Below are 18565 nucleotides of genomic sequence, written 5' to 3'. Positions count from 1 at the left end.
GCTTGTCCCTATAACCTTGGCAGTCAAAGCCAGGTCGATGACAGCTGTTTGTTGACACAACAGATTACCAAGTAAAACTTACTTCTTCCGGATTCAGGGTGGCGTGCGCACATGCCACGACACCCGTACAGTTTATGCCTGATGACCATAGCAAGTCGGTACCACCCCTTCCCATCCCGAACAGGACCGTGAAACGACTTTGCGCCGATGATAGTGCTGCAACCAGTGTGAAAGTAGGTTATCGTCAGGCTAATTATTATGCAGAGCCCGTCCAGTTAAGTCTGGACGGGCTTTTTGCTTTTCCGCGTCTGAAGCAAAGCCGCCGATCGTGCGGTCGCACGATCCCAAACTCAGGCACAATGCCCCTGCAAGCTTGTTAAAACCACCATACGCAGGGGAACCATGAACGAGCGGACTGCACGCGATGTCGTCATGATGCGGGCCATCGAAACCGCCGACACCAAACGCGAAATCCTTTCCGAGGACGATCGCCTGTATGCCAGCCGCAGCGCCCGTGAGCTGGCCAACTGGCAGGCCTCGGAAGGCAAGAGCGCTGCCACGCTGGACCTCTTCATCGGACAGCGCGCCGACCTGATCCTCAAACGCCTGGCCGAACGGACGCCGGCCTTCGCTTCCTTCCGCCATCGGCGCCCGCTGATGCCCTTCCTTGCCTTGCTGCTGCCGATCCTCGGATTCCTGGCCGGCGCGGGCCTGGACCGCATCGGCAATCCGCACCGCGTCGATTTGCTGTCGGCGCCGCTGCTGTTGATCCTCGCCTGGAACCTGCTGGTCTACCTTGCCCTCATCGTATGGGCGCTGATGCCGGCGAAGCTGACCGGCTGGGCCAGCCCGCGCCTGCTGCGCCGCCTTGCCGTCGGCAAGGATGCGTTGCCGCGCAAGCTGCCGGCGCCGCTCGCCGCCGGTATCACCCAATACCTCGGCGACTGGTCGCAGCTGGCGGCCAAGCTGACCAAGCTGCGTCTCGGCCGCACCGTGCACCTGGCGGCGGCCGCCTTCGCGCTCGGCGCCATTGCGTCCCTGTATGCGCGCGCCCTGCTGAACCAATATGCCGCCGGCTGGGAAAGCACCTTCCTCGACGCCGCCCAGGTGCACGCATTGCTGTCCTTCCTGTTCGCGCCGGCGATGGCCGTGTTCCAGCTGCAGGGCTTCTCGCTGGCCGACGTGCAGGCCCTGCGCTTCGTGCAGGAACCGTCGCCGGCCGGCGGTGCGCGCTGGGTGCATCTGTATGCGGCCACCTTGCTGCTGCTGGTCGTGCTGCCGCGCCTCGTGCTGGCGATTGTCTCCAGCCTGCGTGCGTCACGCCTGGCCCGCAACTTCCCGCTCGATCTCGGCCAGCCATACTTTCGCCTTCTGGCTGACCGCATCGGCGTGTCCGGTCCGGCGGTGCTGCGCGTGATCCCATACAGCTTCACCGTCGACGAAGCCCGCCACAAGGGTCTTGCATCGGTCGCGGCGATGGTCTTGGGCGAACAGGCGCAACTGATGCTGCGGCCTTCGTCGCAGTACGGCGATGAGCCGCAGGATACCTTGCGCGACGCCCGCCTGGACGATCCGGACGTCGCCGTCACGGCGGTGCTGTTCAACCTGGCCGCCACGCCGGAGCGCGAAAACCATGGCGCCTTCCTCGATTACCTGGTGCGCGGCACACCGCGCGGCATCGCCGTGCTGCTCGACGAATCGGGCCTGTCCGAACGTGGCGCCGGCCAGCCGGGTTTCGATGCGCGGGTAGTGGAGCGCACCGCGCTGTGGCATGAATTCTGCCGTTATCACCATAGCCCGGCCACCGTGGTCAACTTGCTGCATCCGGAGCGGCATCCGCTCGAACTGGGCAGCGGCTTGAGCGTGTCGGGAGCGCCATGAGCCAGCCGGTCGACATCCAGTTCGCCCTCGTATCGCACACGAACAACGGCAAGACCACGCTGGCGCGCACCCTGGTGGGCGTGGATGTGGGGGAGGTGCGCGACGCTGCCCACGTGACCGTGTTCGCCGAGGCGCACCTGCTGCAGACCAGCGCCGCCGGCGACCGCCTGCTGTTGTGGGACACGCCAGGCTTCGGCGATTCCGTGCGCCTGCGCAAGCGGCTGGCCATGGCCGGCAATCCGATCGGCTGGTTCCTGCGCGAGGTGCTCGACCGCTACCGCGACCGCCCGTTCTGGCTCAGCCAGCAGGCCCTGCGCGCCGCGAAGGACGCGGCCGACGTCGTGCTGTATCTGGTGAATTCGTCGGAGGATCCGCGCGACGCCGGCTACCTGGCGCCGGAGATGAAGATCCTCGAATGGCTGGGCAAACCGGTGGTGGTCCTGCTGAACCAGCTCGGTCCGCCGCGCCCGGACGAGCAGGAACAGGCGGAGCAGCGCCGCTGGAAGGATTACCTCGACCAGTTCGGCATCGTGCGCGAAGTACTGGCCCTGGACGCCTTCGCCCGCTGCTGGGTGCATGAAGACCTGTTCTACGAGCGGGTCGGCAAGCTGGTCGAGGCCGGCAAGCAGGACGGCTATGCGCGCCTGCTGGCGGCATGGAAGACGGACAATCTGCAGCGTTTCGATGCCTCGTCCAGGCTCGGCGCGCAGATGCTGGCCGGCGCCGCGCGCGACAGCCAGGCGATCGACGGCGAGACCAAGCCCGGCCTGCTGAAATCCGCGCTCAAGGCCGTCGGCCTGGGCAAGGACGAGCAGAAGCGCCAGGATGCCGCGATGGCCAGCCTGGTCGAGCGGCTGGAGCGGCGCATCGCCGACACCACTGGCGGCCTGCTGCGCCTGCACCGGCTCGACCCCGGCCAGGCCGGCCGCATCAATGCGCGTGTGCGCGAGAATTTCGCGGTGAAGGCGCCCATCGACAAGGCCCAGGCCGGCCTGCTGGGCGCGGTGGTCTCGGGCGCCGCGACCGGCCTTTCGGCCGACCTGATGGCCGGCGGCCTGACCCTCGGCGGCGGCGCGCTGCTGGGCGCGATCGTCGGCGCGCTCACCATGGCCGGCGCCGCCTGGGGCTTCAATACCAGCACCGACCGCGATCATCCGAGCGTGCAGTTCGCCGACGCCTTCCTGCGCACCCTGCTGCTCGGCGCGGTGCTGCGCTACCTGGCGGTGGCCCACTTCGGCCGCGGCCGCGGCAACTTCGTCGAAGGGGAGGCGCCGGCCTTCTGGCAGGCCGAAGTCGAGGCGGTGCTGACGCGCCGCGAGGCCGAGCTCGCGCAGTTGTGGAAGTCGGTGCGCGCGGCGCCCGACGATGCAGGCGCCGTGCGCCTGGTGGAAGCGGTGCTGGGGCCGATGACGGTCGAGACCCTGGAACGCCTGTATCCCGGATCGGCGGCACAGGCCCTGTCGCGACGGCCGGCGTGACACCTGTGCCAATTTGTCACACCTGGCGCCGCCGCCGTGCGCCTCAAAGCGCCTGACAGCGCGCTGACAAGGTCTGGCATGCGGATTGCTCTTGAAGGCTTACACCGATAACCTCAGGAGACAACATGAAGCACCCCATCCGCATCCTCGGCGCCGCGTCCGTGCTGGCCGCCGTCGCACTGACCTCGCTGCTCGCCAGTGCCCACGGCAATGTCGTCCCGCAGGCCGTCGATACTACCGGCCTGCCGGTACTGGGCGACAAATGGCGCGACGAGAACCCCTACCGCAACAACCAGCTGGCGCTGAAGATCGGCACCTCCGCCTATACCCAGAACTGCGCGCGCTGCCATGGCCTGGAAGCGGTGTCGGGCGGGATCGCACCCGACCTGCGCCTGCTCGACCGCGACTGCAACGGCATGAAGAACGAAACCAAGAAGAAAGCCTGCTACAAGGAGATGGACGGCTACTTCCTGGCCAGCATCCGGCACGGCAAGGTGCGCAACGGCGCGGTCTACATGCCGCCCTTCGAAGGCGTGTTCAACCAGGAAGCGATGTGGGCCATCAAGACCTACCTCGAAGCGCGCCGCAGCGTCGAATGAGCGCGCGCCTGAGGATCCGCGCCTTGTGCGGGCTGCTGCTGGCCAGCTGCGTGGGCGCCGCGGCCGCCGCCGAGGCGCCGCCCGCCACGCGCGAAGCCGGCACGCTCAAGGTGGCGGTGTACAACGAGCTGGCGCCGTTTTCGGACAAGAGGCAGGGCATCGACGTCGACCTCGGCGCCGCGCTGGCGGGCAAGCTGGGCCTGAAACTCAGCCTGCTGCCCTTCAATGCCGGCGACGACCTGGGCGATGACCTGCGCAACATGGTGTGGAAGGGGCATTACCTGGGCTACGGTCCGGCCGACGTGATGCTGCATGTGCCAGTCGACCGCACGCTGATGACGGCGAATCCGCAGGTGGCAATCTTCGCGCCCTATCATGTCGAGACGGTGCGCCTGGTGCGCAGTGCAGCCAGCATGCCGTCCTTCGACGGCCTGGATGCGCTGGCCGGCAAGCGGATCGGCGTCGAAAAGGTGTCGATCGCGGGCATGGTGGTGCTGGGCGAGGGCAATGGCCGCTTCCGCGACCAGGTGCACATCTACCCGAGCGCGCTTGATGCGCTGCAGCAGTTGAAAGGCGGCGCGCTGGATGCCGTGCTGGCGACGCGCTCCGAGATCGAATCGGTGATGCGCGGCGATCCCGCCTTCCCGGTCCAGGAGGCGGCCTTCGAGCGTCTGCCGCGCGCCGGCTGGGCGGTCGGCATGGCGGTCCGCAAGGACAATCTGGAGCTGGCGCGCCGGCTGCAGGCGGCCATGAACGAGATGGCCGGCAGCGGCGAACTGCAGGCCATCTTCACCCGCTACGGCGTGCGGGTGGTCAAACCCTGAAACCTAGAACTGGTACTGGGCGCTCAAGCCCAGTACCCAGTTGCGTCCCGGCGCCGGTTCGTAATAACGCTTGTTGCTGTCGCCGACGATGACCGAGCCTATATAGGTCCGGTCCAGCAGGTTGTTCACGCGCGCGTACTCGCGCAGGCGCCAGCCCTGCAGTTGCTGGTTCGCCTGCACGCGCGCGTTGACCAGCGCATAGCCGGGCGCCGGCTGCGCCGCATTGGCGTCCTCCGCATACACCTTGCCGTTGGCGACCGTCTCCAGCGCGGCGCCGTAGCGGTCGCCCGCATCCTTCCAGGCCAGCTCGCCGAACAGGCTGGTCCTCGGCACGCCCGGCAGGCGGTTCCCCTCGGCCACGCCGGTGAAGGCCTGGTCGTAGATCGCGCGCAGCAGCGTGGCGGCCACCCTTGCCGAGAAACCGGCGCGCAGCTCGGCGTCGAGCGACAGTTCGAGGCCCTGGCGCAGGGTGGCGCTGGCGTTGCGGTAGCTGGTGCGCCCGCCGGAAGAGGCGTCGACCACCAGCTCGTCGCTGGTGCGCACCTGGAACAGGGCCGCATTCAGGCGCACGTCCCTGGCCAGCATGGCCTTGGCGCCCGCTTCCAGCTGGGTGCTGGTGGCGGCGCCCAGCCCGAAATTGAAGCCGGCGCCGGAGCCCGAATAGAACAACTCGTTCAGGGTCGGGGTCTCGAAGCCGCGCGCCGCGCTGGCGTAGACGTTCAGCGCCGGCGTGACCTTGTACAGCACGCCCAGCAGCGGCGTGGTGTGGCGGTAGTCGACGCTGCCGCTGTCGTTGCCGTTCGAGAGATAGCGGTCGGCCACGTCGAAGCTCACCTGGCTGCGGCGCAGGCCGCCCGTGAATACCCAGCGTCCCAGTTCCCATTCGAGCTGCAGGTAAGGGTCGACATTGCGCACATCGTCTTCCTCGTCGCGCCGCAGCTTGCCCTTGACGCCGAACTCGTTGCCGATGAAGTTTTCGAAACCCTGGCGCCCGTCGCGCGACTTGCCGGCTTCCAGGCCGAGGGTGGTGCGCAAGGTGCCGTCGCCGAGCGGGCGCGCCATCATCCAGTTGGCGTCGAAGCCGTAGAAGTCGCGGTCGAAGTCGACCACCCCGCCGGAATGCGTGACCGGGGCCTGGAAGCCTTTCGAGAAGGACTGGTACTGGATCACGCGGCGGTTGCCGCCGTAGACGCTCAGGTGCAGGCGGTCGTCGCCGAAGCGCTGGTCCCAGCTCAGGCCCAGCTGCTGGTGGTCGATGCTCTTGCGTGTGTTGTAGCGGTCGGCCAGGGTGCGCTGCGGCGCCTGCGTGTCGGTGGTGTCGATCTCGCCGGCGCGCGGGTCGCGCTGCCAGGTGGCCCAGCTGACGCCGAGCGGGTCCTGGGTATCGTCCTGGCGCAGGCCGCTCGCGGTCAGGGTCAGGCGGGCGCCGGGCGCGGCGTCGAAAACCAGCTTGGCATAGGCCTGGTCGCGGGTGGCGGCGCTGTGGGCGCGGTAGCCGTCGGTCTCGAAGCGCGAGGCGTCGAGCAGCCAGCCGAAGCTGCCCTGCTTGCCGCCGGCATTCAGGTCGGTCTTGCGCAGGCCGTCGCTGCCGCCGGCCACGTTCAGTTCGATGTTGGGCGCGCCCTTCGGGTCGCGCGTGAACAGCTGGACCACGCCGCCGGCATGGTTGCCGTACAGGGTGGAGAAGGGACCGCGCAGCACCTCGATGCGCTCGGCCATGTCGAGGTTGAAGGTGGCGGCTTGCCCCTGGCCGTCGGGCATGGTGGCGGGCACGCCGTCCGCGATCAGCTTCACCCCGCGCACGCCAAAGGCCGAGCGGGCGCCGAAGCCGCGCGACGAGACCTGCAGGTCTTGCGCATAGTTCTGGCGGTTCTGTACCACCAGCCCCGGCACCGCGGCCAGGGCTTCCGATGCGTTGACGCGCGGCTGGGCGGCGCCGATGCGCTCCGCGCCGACCACGTCGATCGCCGCCGGCAAGTCGAAGCTCAAATGCTCGCTGCGGCTGCCGCTGACCACCACCACGCTGATCGGCGCGGCCGGCGCATCGGCGGCGTCGGGCGGATTGGATGCCGGGCCGGCGCTGGCCAGCAGGGGCGTGGCGGCAAACAGGGCCGCGACGGCGTTCAAGCGAAATACGTGTTGCTTCATCTGGTCTCCATGAGGTGACGGTCCGCCCTGTTTGGCCGGGCGCTGACTATCCCGGCAAGCAATATACCTGCCATGCAGAAAAACTGCCGTCCGCTTCGGTGGCACGGGGCTTGCAAATCCATCCGGACTTCCATCCCGAAAGGACATCATGAACCCGTCAAGTTACCGCTTTCTATTCCTGTGCATGGCCGCCGCCGGCGGCGCGACCGCCGCCCCCTTCGCCTACGTCCCCAACGAAAAGGCCGGCACCGTCAGCGTGATCGATGTCGGCGCCGGCGCCGTGGTGCGCGAGTTCGCGGCCGGCAAACGGCCGCGCGGCATTGCCGCCGACCCGGGCGGCAGCCGGCTCTACATCACCGACGCCGCCGGCAGCGCCTTGCTGGTGCTCGATGCCGCCAGCGGCGCGACCCTCGCCAGCATCGCACTGGGCAGCTCGCCCGAGGGCGTCAGCGTTTCCAGCGACGGCCGCTGGGCCGCGGTGGCGGTCGAGGACAGCAATAGCGTGGCGCTGGTCGACACCGCCGCGCGCAAGCTGGTGGCCGACATCAAGGTCGAGGGCCGCAATCCCGAGCATGCCGTGTTCAGCCCGGACGGGCGCTGGCTGCTGGTCTCGGCCGAAAACGCCGAGCAGGTCGACCTGATCGACGTGGCGGCGCGCCGCCAGGTGGGCTCGATCGCGGTCGGCCTGCGCCCGCGCGGCATCGCCTTCACCCCGGACGGCAAGCAGGCCTATGTGGCATGCGAACTGGCCGGCAAGGTGTATGTGCTCGACCTGGCCGAAAGGCGCGCGGTCGCAAGCATCGCCGCCGGCAGGAACCCGGCCGGCATCGCCGTCGGGCCTGGCGGCCGGCAGGTGTATGTGTCGAACGGGGCGGACGGCAGCGTGATGGCGATCGATCCGCTGCGCATGGCCGTGAGCGCCACGATCGCGGTCGGCAAGCGGCCCTGGAACATGGCGCTGACGCCGGACGGCGGCCGTCTGTATGTGGCCAATGGCCGCTCGGACAGCGTATCGGTGATCGACACCGCGGCCGCGGCGAAGCTGGCCGATATCCCGGTCGGGCAGCAGCCCTGGGGCATGGTGATCCCTTGAGCTGTGCAGCACGCCTGTTCCAGTTTGGGACAGCTGTACCAGAACGGGCCGCCGGCCTCGGGCGTGATCCGCCTGCCGCAGGGGCGCGGCGCGCGGAGACAGGGCTGGCACGGCGTTTGCGATTCAGGAGAGGTGCTACCGACACACCGTCGCATCGACGGCCATACAACCAACACAGAAGAGGATGACATGAATCTTGCGGACATCAGCAAACTGGGCGTCGCCAATCCGTTCCGTCAACGCTACGACAACTACATCGGCGGGCGCTTCGTGGCGCCGGTCCGGGGCGAGTACTTCCCCAACGTGACGCCGATCACCGGCCAGCCCTTCTGCGAAGTGGCGCGCTCGAGCAGCGAGGACGTCGAGCTGGCGCTGGATGCCGCCCATGACGCCAAGGCTGCCTGGGGCAAGACCTCGCCGGCCGAGCGCGCCAACATCCTCAACAAGATCGCCGACCGCATGGAAGCCAACCTGAACCTGCTGGCGACCGCCGAGACCATCGACAACGGCAAGCCGATCCGCGAGACCATGGCCGCCGACATCCCGCTGGCGATCGACCACTTCCGCTACTTCGCCAGCTGCATCCGCACCCAGGAGGGCGCGATCTCGACCATCGACGACGAGACCTATGCCTACCACTTCCACGAACCGCTGGGCGTGGTCGGCCAGATCATCCCCTGGAATTTCCCGATCCTGATGGCGGTCTGGAAGCTGGCGCCGGCCCTGGCCGCCGGCAACTGCGTGGTGCTGAAACCCGCCGAGCAGACCCCGGCCTCGATCATGGTGCTGATCGAACTGGTGGCCGACCTGCTGCCGGCGGGTGTGCTGAACGTCGTCAACGGCTTCGGCCTGGAGGCAGGCAAGCCGCTGGCCTCGAGCAAGCGCATCGCCAAGATCGCCTTCACCGGCGAGACCGGCACCGGGCGCCTGATCATGCAATACGCGGCCCAGAATCTGATCCCGGTGACCCTCGAGCTGGGCGGCAAATCGCCGAACATCTTCTTCGCCGACGTGATGGACGCCGACGACGACTTCTTCGACAAGTGCCTGGAGGGCTTCGCCATGTTCGCGCTGAACCAGGGCGAGGTCTGCACCTGCCCATCGCGCGTGCTGGTGCAGGAATCGATTTATGAAAAATTCATCGAGCGCGCGCTGGACCGGGTGGCGAAGATCAAGGCCGGCAACCCGCTCGACGCCGGCACCATGATCGGCGCCCAGGCCTCGCAGGAGCAGCTGGAGAAGATCCTGTCGTACATGGACATCGGCCGCCAGGAAGGCGCCGAAGTGCTGGCCGGCGGCGAGCGCGCCACCCATGAGGGCGACCTGTCCGGCGGCTACTACGTGCGGCCGACCGTGTTCAAGGGCGACAACAGCATGCGCATCTTCCAGGAAGAGATCTTCGGCCCGGTGGTCTCCGTCACCACCTTCAAGGACGAAGCCGACGCCCTGCGCATCGCCAACGACACCTTGTACGGACTGGGCGCCGGCCTGTGGACGCGCGACGGCAGCCGCGCCTTCCGCGTCGGCCGCGCGATCCAGGCCGGGCGCGTGTGGACCAACTGCTACCACCTGTACCCGGCGCACGCCGCGTTCGGCGGCTACAAGCAGTCGGGCATCGGGCGCGAGAACCACAAGATGATGCTCGACCACTACCAGCAGACCAAGAACCTGCTGGTGAGCTACAGCCCGAAAGCGCTGGGCTTCTTCTGAGGCGATGACCATGACCACGTCGATCGATCGCGTGACCGCCACGCCCGCCGCGCTGGCCTTTCTCGGCGAGCTGCGGCGCCGCCACGGTCCGCTGATGTTCTTCCAGTCCGGCGGCTGCTGCGACGGCAGCGCGCCGATGTGCTATGCCGCCGGCGAATTCAACCTGAGCGACAGCGACGTCTACCTGGGCAACCTGGACGGCGCGCCCTTCTACATGGGGCTGGAGCAGTTCGGCTACTGGGAGCACACCCAGCTGATCATCGACGTGGTCGAGGGTAACGGCGGCATGTTCTCGCTCGATAACGGCACCGGCCGGCGCTTCCTCACGCGCTCGCGCCTGTTCAGCGACGAGGAATGCGCGCAGCTCAAGCAGCACAACACAACAACAAGGAGACAATCATGAAGACAACAACCAGGATGGTCCTGCTCGCAGGATTGCTGCCGTTCGCGTTCGCGCGGGCGGCCGACGTCACCACCGCCATGCTCGACAAGGCCGACAAGGACACGAAGAACGTGCTGTCCTTCGGCATGGGTTCGCAAGGCCAGCGCTTTTCGCCGCTCACCCAGGTCAACACGAAGACGGTCGGCCAGCTGGTGCCGGTATGGTCGTTCTCGTTCGGCGGCGAGAAGCAGCGCGGCCAGGAGTCGCAGCCGGTCATCGCCAACGGCAAGATGTTCGTCACCGCGTCCTACTCGCGCATCTTCGCGATCGACCTGAAGACCGGTAACAAGCTGTGGAAGTACGAGCACCGCCTGCCGGACGGGATCATGCCCTGCTGCGACGTGGTCAACCGTGGCGCCGCGCTGTTCGGCAACCTGGTCATCTTCGGCACCCTTGACGCCCAGCTGGTGGCGCTCGACCAGAACACCGGCAAGGTGGCGTGGAAGGAGAAGGTCGACGACTACGCGGCCGGCTACTCGATGACGGCGGCGCCGCTGATCGCCAAGGGCGTGCTGATCACGGGCGTGTCCGGCGGCGAGTTCGGCGTGGTCGGCCGCGTGGAAGGCCGCAACCCGATGACCGGCGAGCTGCTGTGGGTGCGCCCGACCGTCGAGGGCCACATGGGCTACCGCTACGACAAGGACGGCAAGCAGATCGAAGCAGGTGTGACCGGCACCGTCAACAAGAGCTGGCCGGGCGAGCTGTGGAAGACCGGCGGCGCCTCGACCTGGATGGGCGGCACCTACGACCCGGCCACCGGCCTGGCCTACTTCGGCACCGGCAATCCGGCGCCCTGGAACAGCCACCTGCGCCCCGGCGACAACCTGTATTCCTCGTCGACCCTGGCGCTGGATCCGGAAACCGGCCAGATCAAGTGGGCCTACCAGAGCACGCCCAACGATTCCTGGGACTTCGACGGCGCCAATGAATTCGTCACCTTCGACATGGACGGCAGGCGCTATGGCGGCAAGGCGGACCGCAACGGCTTCTTCTACGTGATCGATGCGAAGAACGGCAAGCTGACCAACGCCTTCCCCTTCGTGCGCAAGATCACCTGGGCCAGCGGGATCGACCTGAAGACCGGGCGTCCCAACTTCATCGCGGCCAACCGCCCCAGCGATCCGACCAAGGGCCAGGATGGCAAGAAGGGCAACGCGGTGTTCGCGGCGCCGGCCTTCCTGGGCGCGAAAAACCAGATGCCGATGGCCTACAGCCCGCAGACCGGCCTGTTCTACGTGCCGGCCAACGAGTGGGGCATGGATATCTGGAACGAGCCGATCTCGTACAAGAAGGGCGGCGCCTTCCTCGGCGCAGGCTTCACCATCAAGCCGCTCAACGAGGATTACATCGGCGCCCTGCGCGCGGTCGATCCGAAGACCGGCAAGATCGTGTGGGAAGTGAAGAACAACGCGCCGCTGTGGGGCGGGGTGATGAGCACCGCCGGCGGCCTGGTGTTCTACGGTACGCCGGAAGGCTACCTGAAGGCGGTCGACGCCAGGAGCGGCAAGGCGCTGTGGAAGTTCCAGACCGGCTCCGGCGTGGTGGCGCCGCCGGTGACCTGGGAAGAGGGCGGCACCCAGTACGTGGCGGTGGTGTCCGGCTGGGGCGGCGCGGTGCCGCTGTGGGGCGGCGAGGTCGCGAAGAAGGTCAACTTCCTCGAGCAGGGCGGCTCGGTCTGGGTGTTCAAGCTGGCCACCAAGATCTGATCGAGACACAGGACACGTGGGGTCCATGTTTCCGGCGGCTTTGGCCGCCGGTTTTTTTTGCGGCGAGTGTCCGCACGACGCGACCCAAAAAATGACACCTGGCCGCGCCGCCTGATCCGATAAGGCACAAGGCGCGGCCCGCGCGGGCCGGCTTTGCCCCGTGAATCTCTCTCCTGCGGCCCGGCACGCTAATTGCCATCGCTCTCGGGTACATCGAACCGATGTGCTCACACATTAAAAGAAAGCGAGGAGACAATGAAGAAGATCTGCGCGATGATGATGGTGGCCGCGTGCGCGCGCCCGGCCCTGGCGGTCGACATCAAGGCCGGCGACTGGACGGTGGGAATGGGCGGCATCGTCAACGCCTACTACACGGGCGTGTCCTGCCACGGCGACGAGGTAGGCGGACTGGCGCTGGGCGGCCACGCGCTGGGCTGCGGCGGCGAGGACCGCCGCACCACGATCGGCAACGGCCTGCTGCCGAATGGCTTGCTGGCGTCGGCCACCTCGAACCAGGGCGGCTACGACGTGACGGCCAAGATCGGCATCTACGCTGCCACCGCCACCGACAGCGCGATCAGCCAGAACAGCAACGTGGACGTGCGCCAGGCCTACTTCACCTTCGGCCGCGCCGATCTCGGCAGCTTCAAGCTGGGGCGCGACTACGGCATCTTCGGCGCCAACGCCATCCTCGGCGACATGACCCTGGTCGGCGCCGGCGCGCCGGTGCAGGCGACCCAGCGCGGCCGCGTCACGCTGGGCCACATCGGCGCCGGCTATACCTACCTCGGCACCTACGGCCAGATCGTCTACAGCACGCCCAAATCCGATGCCGGGATCGGCGCCGACATCGGCGTGATGAACCCGGTGGCCGACACCCCGGTGATCGCCGGCCCGCGCTACAGCAGCCGTGCCTCGCCCCAGGTGCAGGCCCAGCTGCGCTACGAACAGGGCGGCTTCAAGGCCTGGCTCGGCGCCAAGGGCCAGCGTTTCGAGGCCGTGGCCCCGGGCGACGCCGACTTGAACATGCATGGCTTCGAGGCCGGCGCGTCCTTGCAGATGGGCGCGGCGGGGCTGCTGCTCAACGTGCAGCAGGGCCGGGGCCTCGGCATCCTGTCCGACGCCGACCAGGGCGACACGAAGTCGAAGAACTACCTGGTGCAGGGAACCTTCAAGGCCACCGATGCGCTCAAGCTGGGCCTGAGCTGGGGCCGCAGCGCGAACGACGACGCCACGCCCGGCGCGGCCGGGCTGAAGTCGAACGCCAACCTGACCGCCGGCGCCTATTACGCGCTGAACAGCGTGATCACGCTGGTGCTCGAAGCCGGGCAGACCCGGTCGAAGGGCTTCGGCGGCGCCACCGCGCGCCTGAACGGCGCCTCGGCCGGCGGCATCATCTTCTTCTGAGCCATCGGCATGCGCCTCTTCCTCTGCCTGCTTCTGCTGCTGACGGTGAGCGCACGCGCCGCGGTGCTGGACCGGGCGGCGCTGGCGCGGCGCTTCCCGGCGCCGCTGGTGGTCGGCGAAAAGGCGGCGGACCTTCCCGCCTGGCCGCTGTTCAAGCAGAACGGCACCGCCACCGAACTGGTGGGCTATGCCTTCGAATCGGCCGAGCTGGCGCCGGTGCCGGGTTTCGCCGGCGTGCCGCCGAACCTGCTGGTGGTGATCGATGCCAAAGGCAGCTTCCTCGACGTCGCCTTGCTGTCGCAGCACGAGCCGGTCTTCCTCGACGGCCTGGGCGAGGCGCCGCTGCACCAGTTCCTGCGCCAGTACGCGGGGCTGTCGCTGGGGCAGGGGATCGACGTGGTCCCTGCCCATGCCGCCAGGGATGCGCGGCGCGACGGCCAGCGCGTGCAGCTCGACGGCGTGTCGAAGGCCACCGCCTCGGTGCGCATCATCAACCAGAGCGTGCTGGCGGCCGCGCTGGCGGTGGCGCGCGCCAGGCTGGGCTTCGCCAAGGGCCGCGATCCGAGCCGGCTCGCGCGCATCCGCGAGGACTGGTTCGAACCGCTGACGCTGCAGCAGATGCTGGACAACGGCCTGCTGCGCCATCTGCGCGTCAGCAACCGCGAGGCCGAGCGCCTGTTCGCCGGCAGCGAGGGTGCTGGGCTGGACCCGGAAGCACTGGCGCGGCCGGACCTGGCCTTCGTCGACCTTTACCTGGCCTGGGTGTCGGTGCCTTCGGCCGGGCGCAATCTGCTGGCGCCGCGCAGCTGGACCCGCCTGCGCGCGCGCCTGGAGCCGGGCGACCATGCGCTGCTGGTGCTGAGCGCCGGACGCCACCGCCTGATGGACGAGGACTTCGTGCGCGGCAGCGTGCCGCAGCGGATCCTGCTGCGCCAGGACAGTCTGCCGGTCGGGATGCGCGATCTCGACCCGGACTTGCAACTGGCCGATGGCTTGCGCCTGCCGGCGACGGAGATGATGGCGCTGCGCGTGATCGCCCAGGCCGGCCTGGATCCGGCGCGGCCGCTGGACTTCGCGCTGCCGCTCACGCGCAGCAAGGGCATCGTCTATCCCGAACGGATCGTGCGCGAGCTTCCCTTTACTTACCGGCTGCCTGCGGCGTATGTGCTGGCGCCGCCGGATGGGGCGCGCTCCTGGCAGGCCAGCTGGCGCGACCGGCGCATCGAGTTGGCGGTGCTGTCGGCAAGCCTGGTCCTGCTGGCAGTGGGCTTGCTGCTGCAGCGGCGCCTGGTGGCGCGGCCGGCGTGCTTCGCCTGGCTGCGGCGCGGCTGGCTGCTGTTCGTGATCGGCTTCATCGGCTACGCAGCCCAGGGCCAGCTGTCGATCGTGAACATCACCGGTGCAATGCAGGCGCTGCGCCAGGGCCGCGGCCTCGGCTTCCTGCTGTTCGACCCGATGACGATGCTGCTGTGGGGCTTCGTTCTCATCTCGCTGCTGCTGTGGGGGCGCGGCGCCTTCTGCGGCTGGCTGTGTCCTTTCGGCGCGTTGCAGGAGTTTGCGGGCGCGGCGGGACGATTACTGCGAGTGCCACAGCTGGCCGTGCGCCGGCGCTTCGATGCGCGCCTGAAGCAGCTCAAATATGGGCTGCTGGCCGCGATTCTGCTGGCCGCCGTGTTCGCGCCGGCGCTGGCCGACAGGCTGGTCGAGGCCGAGCCCTTCAAGACCGCCATCACGCTGAATTTCGTGCGCGCCTGGCCGTATGTCCTGTATGCCGGCGGACTGCTGGCGCTCGGCATGGTGGTTTACAAATTCTTTTGCCGCTACCTGTGTCCCTTCGGCGCGGCGCTGGCGCTGCTCGGGCGGATCCGGCTGCTCGACTGGATTCCACGCCGCGGCGAATGCGGGACGCCCTGCCAGACCTGCCGCCACCGCTGCGCTTACAACGCGATCGCGCCAAGCGGCAAGGTGGATTACGGCGAATGCTTCCAGTGCCTGGATTGCGTCGCCATCCACGACAGCGACGCCCTGTGCGCGCCGCGCATCCTGGAACGCAAGCGCGCCCGCACGATTCCCATCGTGCCCGTGCACGAGACGACGATCAAGAGGAGGGGATGATGCATCGACGGAGTTTCATCGCCGCGGCGCTGGGCAGCATCGCCGGCGCCGGCGCGGCAGGCGAGCCGCCGCTGCGCCTGCACACCGCGGCCGGGCTGGCCTTCGGCACCACGGTCAGCGTCAGCGTGCGCCACGCGGACGAGGCGCTGGCGCAGCGGGCGCTGGCGGCGGCGCTGGCGGAAGCGCGCCGCATCGATGGGCTGATGAGTCTTTACGATCCGGCCAGCCAGGTCTACCGCCTGAACCGCGACAAGACCCTGGACGATCCCGATCCGCACCTGCTGGCAGTGCTGGCGCATGCGCGCGCGCTGTCGCGCCTGACGCTGGGCGCCTTCGACATCACCGTGCAGCCCTTGTGGCGGACCTTCCGCGCTGCCGCCGGCCTGCCGCCGGAACGCGAGCGCCTGCTTGCGCGCAGCCTGGTCGACTGGACCCGGGTGCAGTCCGGCCCGCGGCGGGTGGCGCTGGGCCATGCCGGCATGGCCATCACCCTGAACGGCCTGGCCCAGGGCTATGCGGCCGACCTGGCGCTGGCGGCGCTGCGCCGGCATGGCATCGGCCACGCGCTGGTCGATACCGGTGAATACGCGTCGCTGGGCCGTGCCGGCGCGCGTCCGTGGACGCTGGGCGTGCGCGATCCGCTGTCGGAAGAGGGACTGGCCGCGCGGGTGGCGCTGGATGGACGCTGCGTCGCCACCTCCGGCGACTATGCGGCGGCATTCACGGCGGACCGCCTGCATCACCACATCTTCGACCCGGCCACCGGCGACTCGCCGCTCGAGCTGGCCAGCGTCACGGTGCTCGCGCCGACAGGACTGGAAGCGGACGGCCTGTCCACCGCCTTCATGGTGATGGGCGCGCGCAGGGCGCACACGCTGGCGGCGCGCCTGCCGGGCGTCGACCTGCTCACGGTCGGCAAGCGCGGCGAGGCCTGGCAGTCGGCCGGATTTCCGGCGGTGTGAGCGCTATTTCAGATGCGGCAGCTTGCGATAGATGGTGTTGCGCGAGACGCCCAGGGCGCGGGCGGTGGCCGAGACATTGCCGCCGTTCGCCTCGAGCGACTTCAGGATCACGGTCAGTTCCATGTCTTCGAGGCTGGCGCCGCTCGCCACCATCTGCTGGGCGCTCGGCGCGGCCTCGGCGCCGGCTTCTTCGATATCGTCGAGGAAGTCGTCCGGCATGTGGCGCAGGCCGATCTCTTCTTCGTCGCCGGCCATGATCACGGCGGTGCGCAGCAGGTTGGTCAGCTGGCGGAAGTTGCCCGGCCATTTGTGGCGGCGGAACAGCCGCAGCACCTCGTCGGCGATGCGATGCGGCCCGCCTTCCGTCTCCGACGCCAGGATCCTCCTGACCACGCATTCGAGATCGGTGCGTTCGCGCAGCGGCGGCAGTTTCACGACCAGCCCATTCAGGCGGTAATACAGGTCTTCGCGGAACAGGCCTTCGGCGATGCGCCGGCGCAGGTTATGGTTGGTGGCGCAGATCAGCTCCACGTTCACGGGAATCGACTTGTCGCTGCCGAGCGGCGTGACCATGCGCTCCTGCAGCACCCGCAACAGGCGCGCCTGCAGCGAAAACGGCATGTCGCCGATCTCGTCGAGGAACAGGGTGCCGCCGTTCGCCTGCAGGATCTTGCCGGACGCGCCCTTCTTGCGTGCGCCGGTGAAGGCGCCTTCCTCGTAGCCGAACAGTTCGGACTCGATCAGGGTTTCCGGAATCGACGCGCAGTTGACCGCGACGAAGGGGCCTTGCGCGCGCGGCGAATCGTTGTGGATGGCCTGGGCCAGCAATTCCTTGCCGGTGCCGGTCTCGCCCATGATCAGGATCGGGACATCGCGCCCGAGTACCTTGTTGACCTTGGCGATGACCTGCTCCAGCTGCGGATCGCCGGTATTCAGGTAGCGCAGGCCGGACAGGCGGCGCGGCGCCTTCATCACGGCGGGAACGCCGGCTGCGGGCGGCGCCTGGACCGGCTCGGCGCCGGATGCGCCGGTCAGCACGTGCACACCGTTCGTCAGGCGCAGCTCGGCGCGGCCGCGCACGCGCACGCCGTTGTGCATGCAGAGGTCGAGCAGGCCCGGCGCCGCGGTGCGGTAATGGTCGAACAGGGCCGAGACGGGAAGGCCGAACAGGGAACTGAAGGTATGCGCCTGCAGGGCGGGGTAGGACAGCCCGAGCTGGAACAGGGCGGCGCGGTTGGCGGCCAGGAAGCGTCCGCCCGGCGTGAAGGAGGCGATGCCTTCCATCAGGGTGCCGATGAATTCGGGGCGCGCGTGGAAGTGCAGGGTGATCGCGTTCTCGAAGGTGGCCGCGAACATCTGGTTCTCGATCATCAGCGCCGACATGCGCACCAGGGCCATGGTGTGCTTGTGGTAGCTGCGCCGGTCGCCGCTGACGTCGAGCACGCCGACCACGTTGCCGCGGTGGTCGGTGATCGGCGCTGCGGAACAGGTCAGGAAGTGGTTCGCGGCCAGGAAATGCTGGTCGGCGTGGATGGTCGATGGCGCCCGCTCGGCGATCGCGGTGCCGATCGCGTTGGTCCCCTTGCTTTCCTCGGACCAGGCCACGCCCGGCGTCAGGGCCACACGGTTGGCTTTCTCGAGGAAGTCGGCGTCGCCCAGCGAATGGAGGATCACGCCATGGGCGTCGGTCAGCAACACCATATTGTGGGTGTTGACGATCTGCTGGTACAGGGTTTCCATGGCCGGCACCGCATGCGTATGCAGTATGCGGTTCTGATCGAGCAGGATCGACAGGCCGGAGCCGCTCAGCGGGCTGAAGTCGGGGCGCGCGCCGGGACAGAGGCCATATTCCTGGGAACGGCGGTGCGAGCCAACGACCATAGCTTCCATGTCGGCGGTCCATGCGGGCACGCCGGCGCCGGGCAGGCTTGTTGCCGGGTATTCGTAAGCCATTCCATGTCTCCTGTGTGGCCCTGTCTTGCGGCTCTGCTGGAAATCGACTGTTCTCTAATGTAGCACCTGTACCGGAATGGAACAAAAGATATCGGCACACAGGGCACAGGATGTGATCGAGCAAGTCGTATGCCAGACTGCGCCGGCAGCACAACAGAAGGGCTTGCAAGACCCCATGTCTGTTTGCTATAGTTCGCCTCCTGCTTCTGCAGCGCACGAAAAGTTTAATAGAATCAACGAATTAAAC

13 protein-coding genes and 1 rRNA gene are annotated in these 18565 nt (G+C 68.1%); 12 read left to right on the top strand and 2 right to left on the bottom strand.

What is annotated here, in order from left to right; genetic code table 11:
• Positions 1-137 precede the first annotated feature (137 nt).
• From rrf to ACFPO9_RS04595, 5 genes are all read left to right on the top strand, one after another.
• Positions 138-250, top strand: a 5S ribosomal RNA gene (gene rrf, locus ACFPO9_RS04615).
• 152 nt (positions 251-402) lie between these two features.
• Positions 403-1881, top strand: coding sequence for a DUF2868 domain-containing protein (locus tag ACFPO9_RS04610; RefSeq protein ID WP_379767770.1), 1479 nt, complete (start codon positions 403-405; stop codon positions 1879-1881).
• Entirely contained in the window at positions 1878-3359 is a 1482-nt protein-coding gene (locus ACFPO9_RS04605) for a DUF3482 domain-containing protein (RefSeq protein ID WP_379767767.1), read from the top strand. The genes ACFPO9_RS04610 and ACFPO9_RS04605 overlap by 4 nt, the downstream gene beginning before the upstream one ends.
• 125 nt (positions 3360-3484) lie before the next feature.
• On the top strand, positions 3485-3958 hold the full coding sequence (gene pedF, locus ACFPO9_RS04600) for a cytochrome c-550 PedF (RefSeq protein ID WP_379767764.1): 474 nt from the start codon (positions 3485-3487) through the stop codon (positions 3956-3958).
• Positions 3955-4782, top strand: coding sequence for a substrate-binding periplasmic protein (locus ACFPO9_RS04595; protein ID WP_379767761.1), 828 nt, complete (start codon positions 3955-3957; stop codon positions 4780-4782). Before pedF ends, ACFPO9_RS04595 begins: the two co-directional genes overlap by 4 nt.
• A gap of 3 nt (positions 4783-4785) precedes the next feature.
• Here ACFPO9_RS04595 and ACFPO9_RS04590 read toward each other — a convergent pair whose 3' ends face one another.
• Positions 4786-6930 carry a TonB-dependent receptor family protein gene (locus tag ACFPO9_RS04590; RefSeq protein ID WP_379767759.1) on the bottom strand — a complete coding sequence of 715 codons (2145 nt, stop codon included), beginning with the start codon at positions 6928-6930 and terminating at the stop codon, positions 4786-4788.
• A gap of 148 nt (positions 6931-7078) precedes the next feature.
• On the opposite strand from ACFPO9_RS04590, the gene ACFPO9_RS04585 reads away from it, so the two are divergent.
• The 7 genes from ACFPO9_RS04585 (at position 7079) to ACFPO9_RS04555 (ending at position 16365) form a co-directional block, all read left to right on the top strand.
• A complete protein-coding gene (locus ACFPO9_RS04585; RefSeq protein WP_379767756.1) occupies positions 7079-8023 on the top strand; it encodes a YVTN family beta-propeller repeat protein in 945 nt (314 codons plus the stop codon).
• 189 nt (positions 8024-8212) lie between these two features.
• Complete coding sequence (gene adh / locus ACFPO9_RS04580; RefSeq protein ID WP_379767753.1) at positions 8213-9733, top strand: aldehyde dehydrogenase; 1521 nt, start codon at positions 8213-8215, stop codon at positions 9731-9733.
• Positions 9734-9743: 10 nt separating this feature from the next.
• Entirely contained in the window at positions 9744-10136 is a 393-nt protein-coding gene (locus tag ACFPO9_RS04575; RefSeq protein ID WP_379767750.1) for a DUF779 domain-containing protein, read from the top strand.
• Positions 10133-11881 carry a PQQ-dependent methanol/ethanol family dehydrogenase gene (locus ACFPO9_RS04570; RefSeq protein WP_379767747.1) on the top strand — a complete coding sequence of 583 codons (1749 nt, stop codon included), beginning with the start codon at positions 10133-10135 and terminating at the stop codon, positions 11879-11881. Before ACFPO9_RS04575 ends, ACFPO9_RS04570 begins: the two co-directional genes overlap by 4 nt.
• A 255-nt stretch (positions 11882-12136) precedes the next feature.
• The gene (locus tag ACFPO9_RS04565; RefSeq protein WP_379767744.1) at positions 12137-13288 is read left to right on the top strand and encodes a porin; all 1152 of its coding nucleotides are present in this window, start codon (positions 12137-12139) and stop codon (positions 13286-13288) included.
• A 9-nt stretch (positions 13289-13297) separates the two neighbouring features.
• Positions 13298-15403, top strand: a complete 2106-nt coding sequence (locus ACFPO9_RS04560) for a 4Fe-4S binding protein (protein ID WP_379767741.1) — start codon at positions 13298-13300, stop codon at positions 15401-15403.
• A complete protein-coding gene (locus ACFPO9_RS04555) occupies positions 15403-16365 on the top strand; it encodes an FAD:protein FMN transferase (RefSeq protein WP_379767738.1) in 963 nt (320 codons plus the stop codon). The genes ACFPO9_RS04560 and ACFPO9_RS04555 overlap by 1 nt, the downstream gene beginning before the upstream one ends.
• 3 nt (positions 16366-16368) lie before the next feature.
• On the opposite strand, the gene ACFPO9_RS04550 is transcribed toward ACFPO9_RS04555, so the two are convergent.
• Complete coding sequence (locus ACFPO9_RS04550; RefSeq protein WP_379767773.1) at positions 16369-18246, bottom strand: sigma-54-dependent Fis family transcriptional regulator; 1878 nt, start codon at positions 18244-18246, stop codon at positions 16369-16371.
• Positions 18247-18565: the final 319 nt, after the last annotated feature.

The sequence above is a fragment of the Massilia aerilata genome (assembly GCF_042656905.1).
Lineage (GTDB): Bacteria > Pseudomonadota > Gammaproteobacteria > Burkholderiales > Burkholderiaceae_D > Telluria > Telluria aerilata.
The sequence above is the reverse complement of the archived record's forward strand: the minus strand, read 5'-3'. Positions and strand labels throughout refer to the sequence as shown.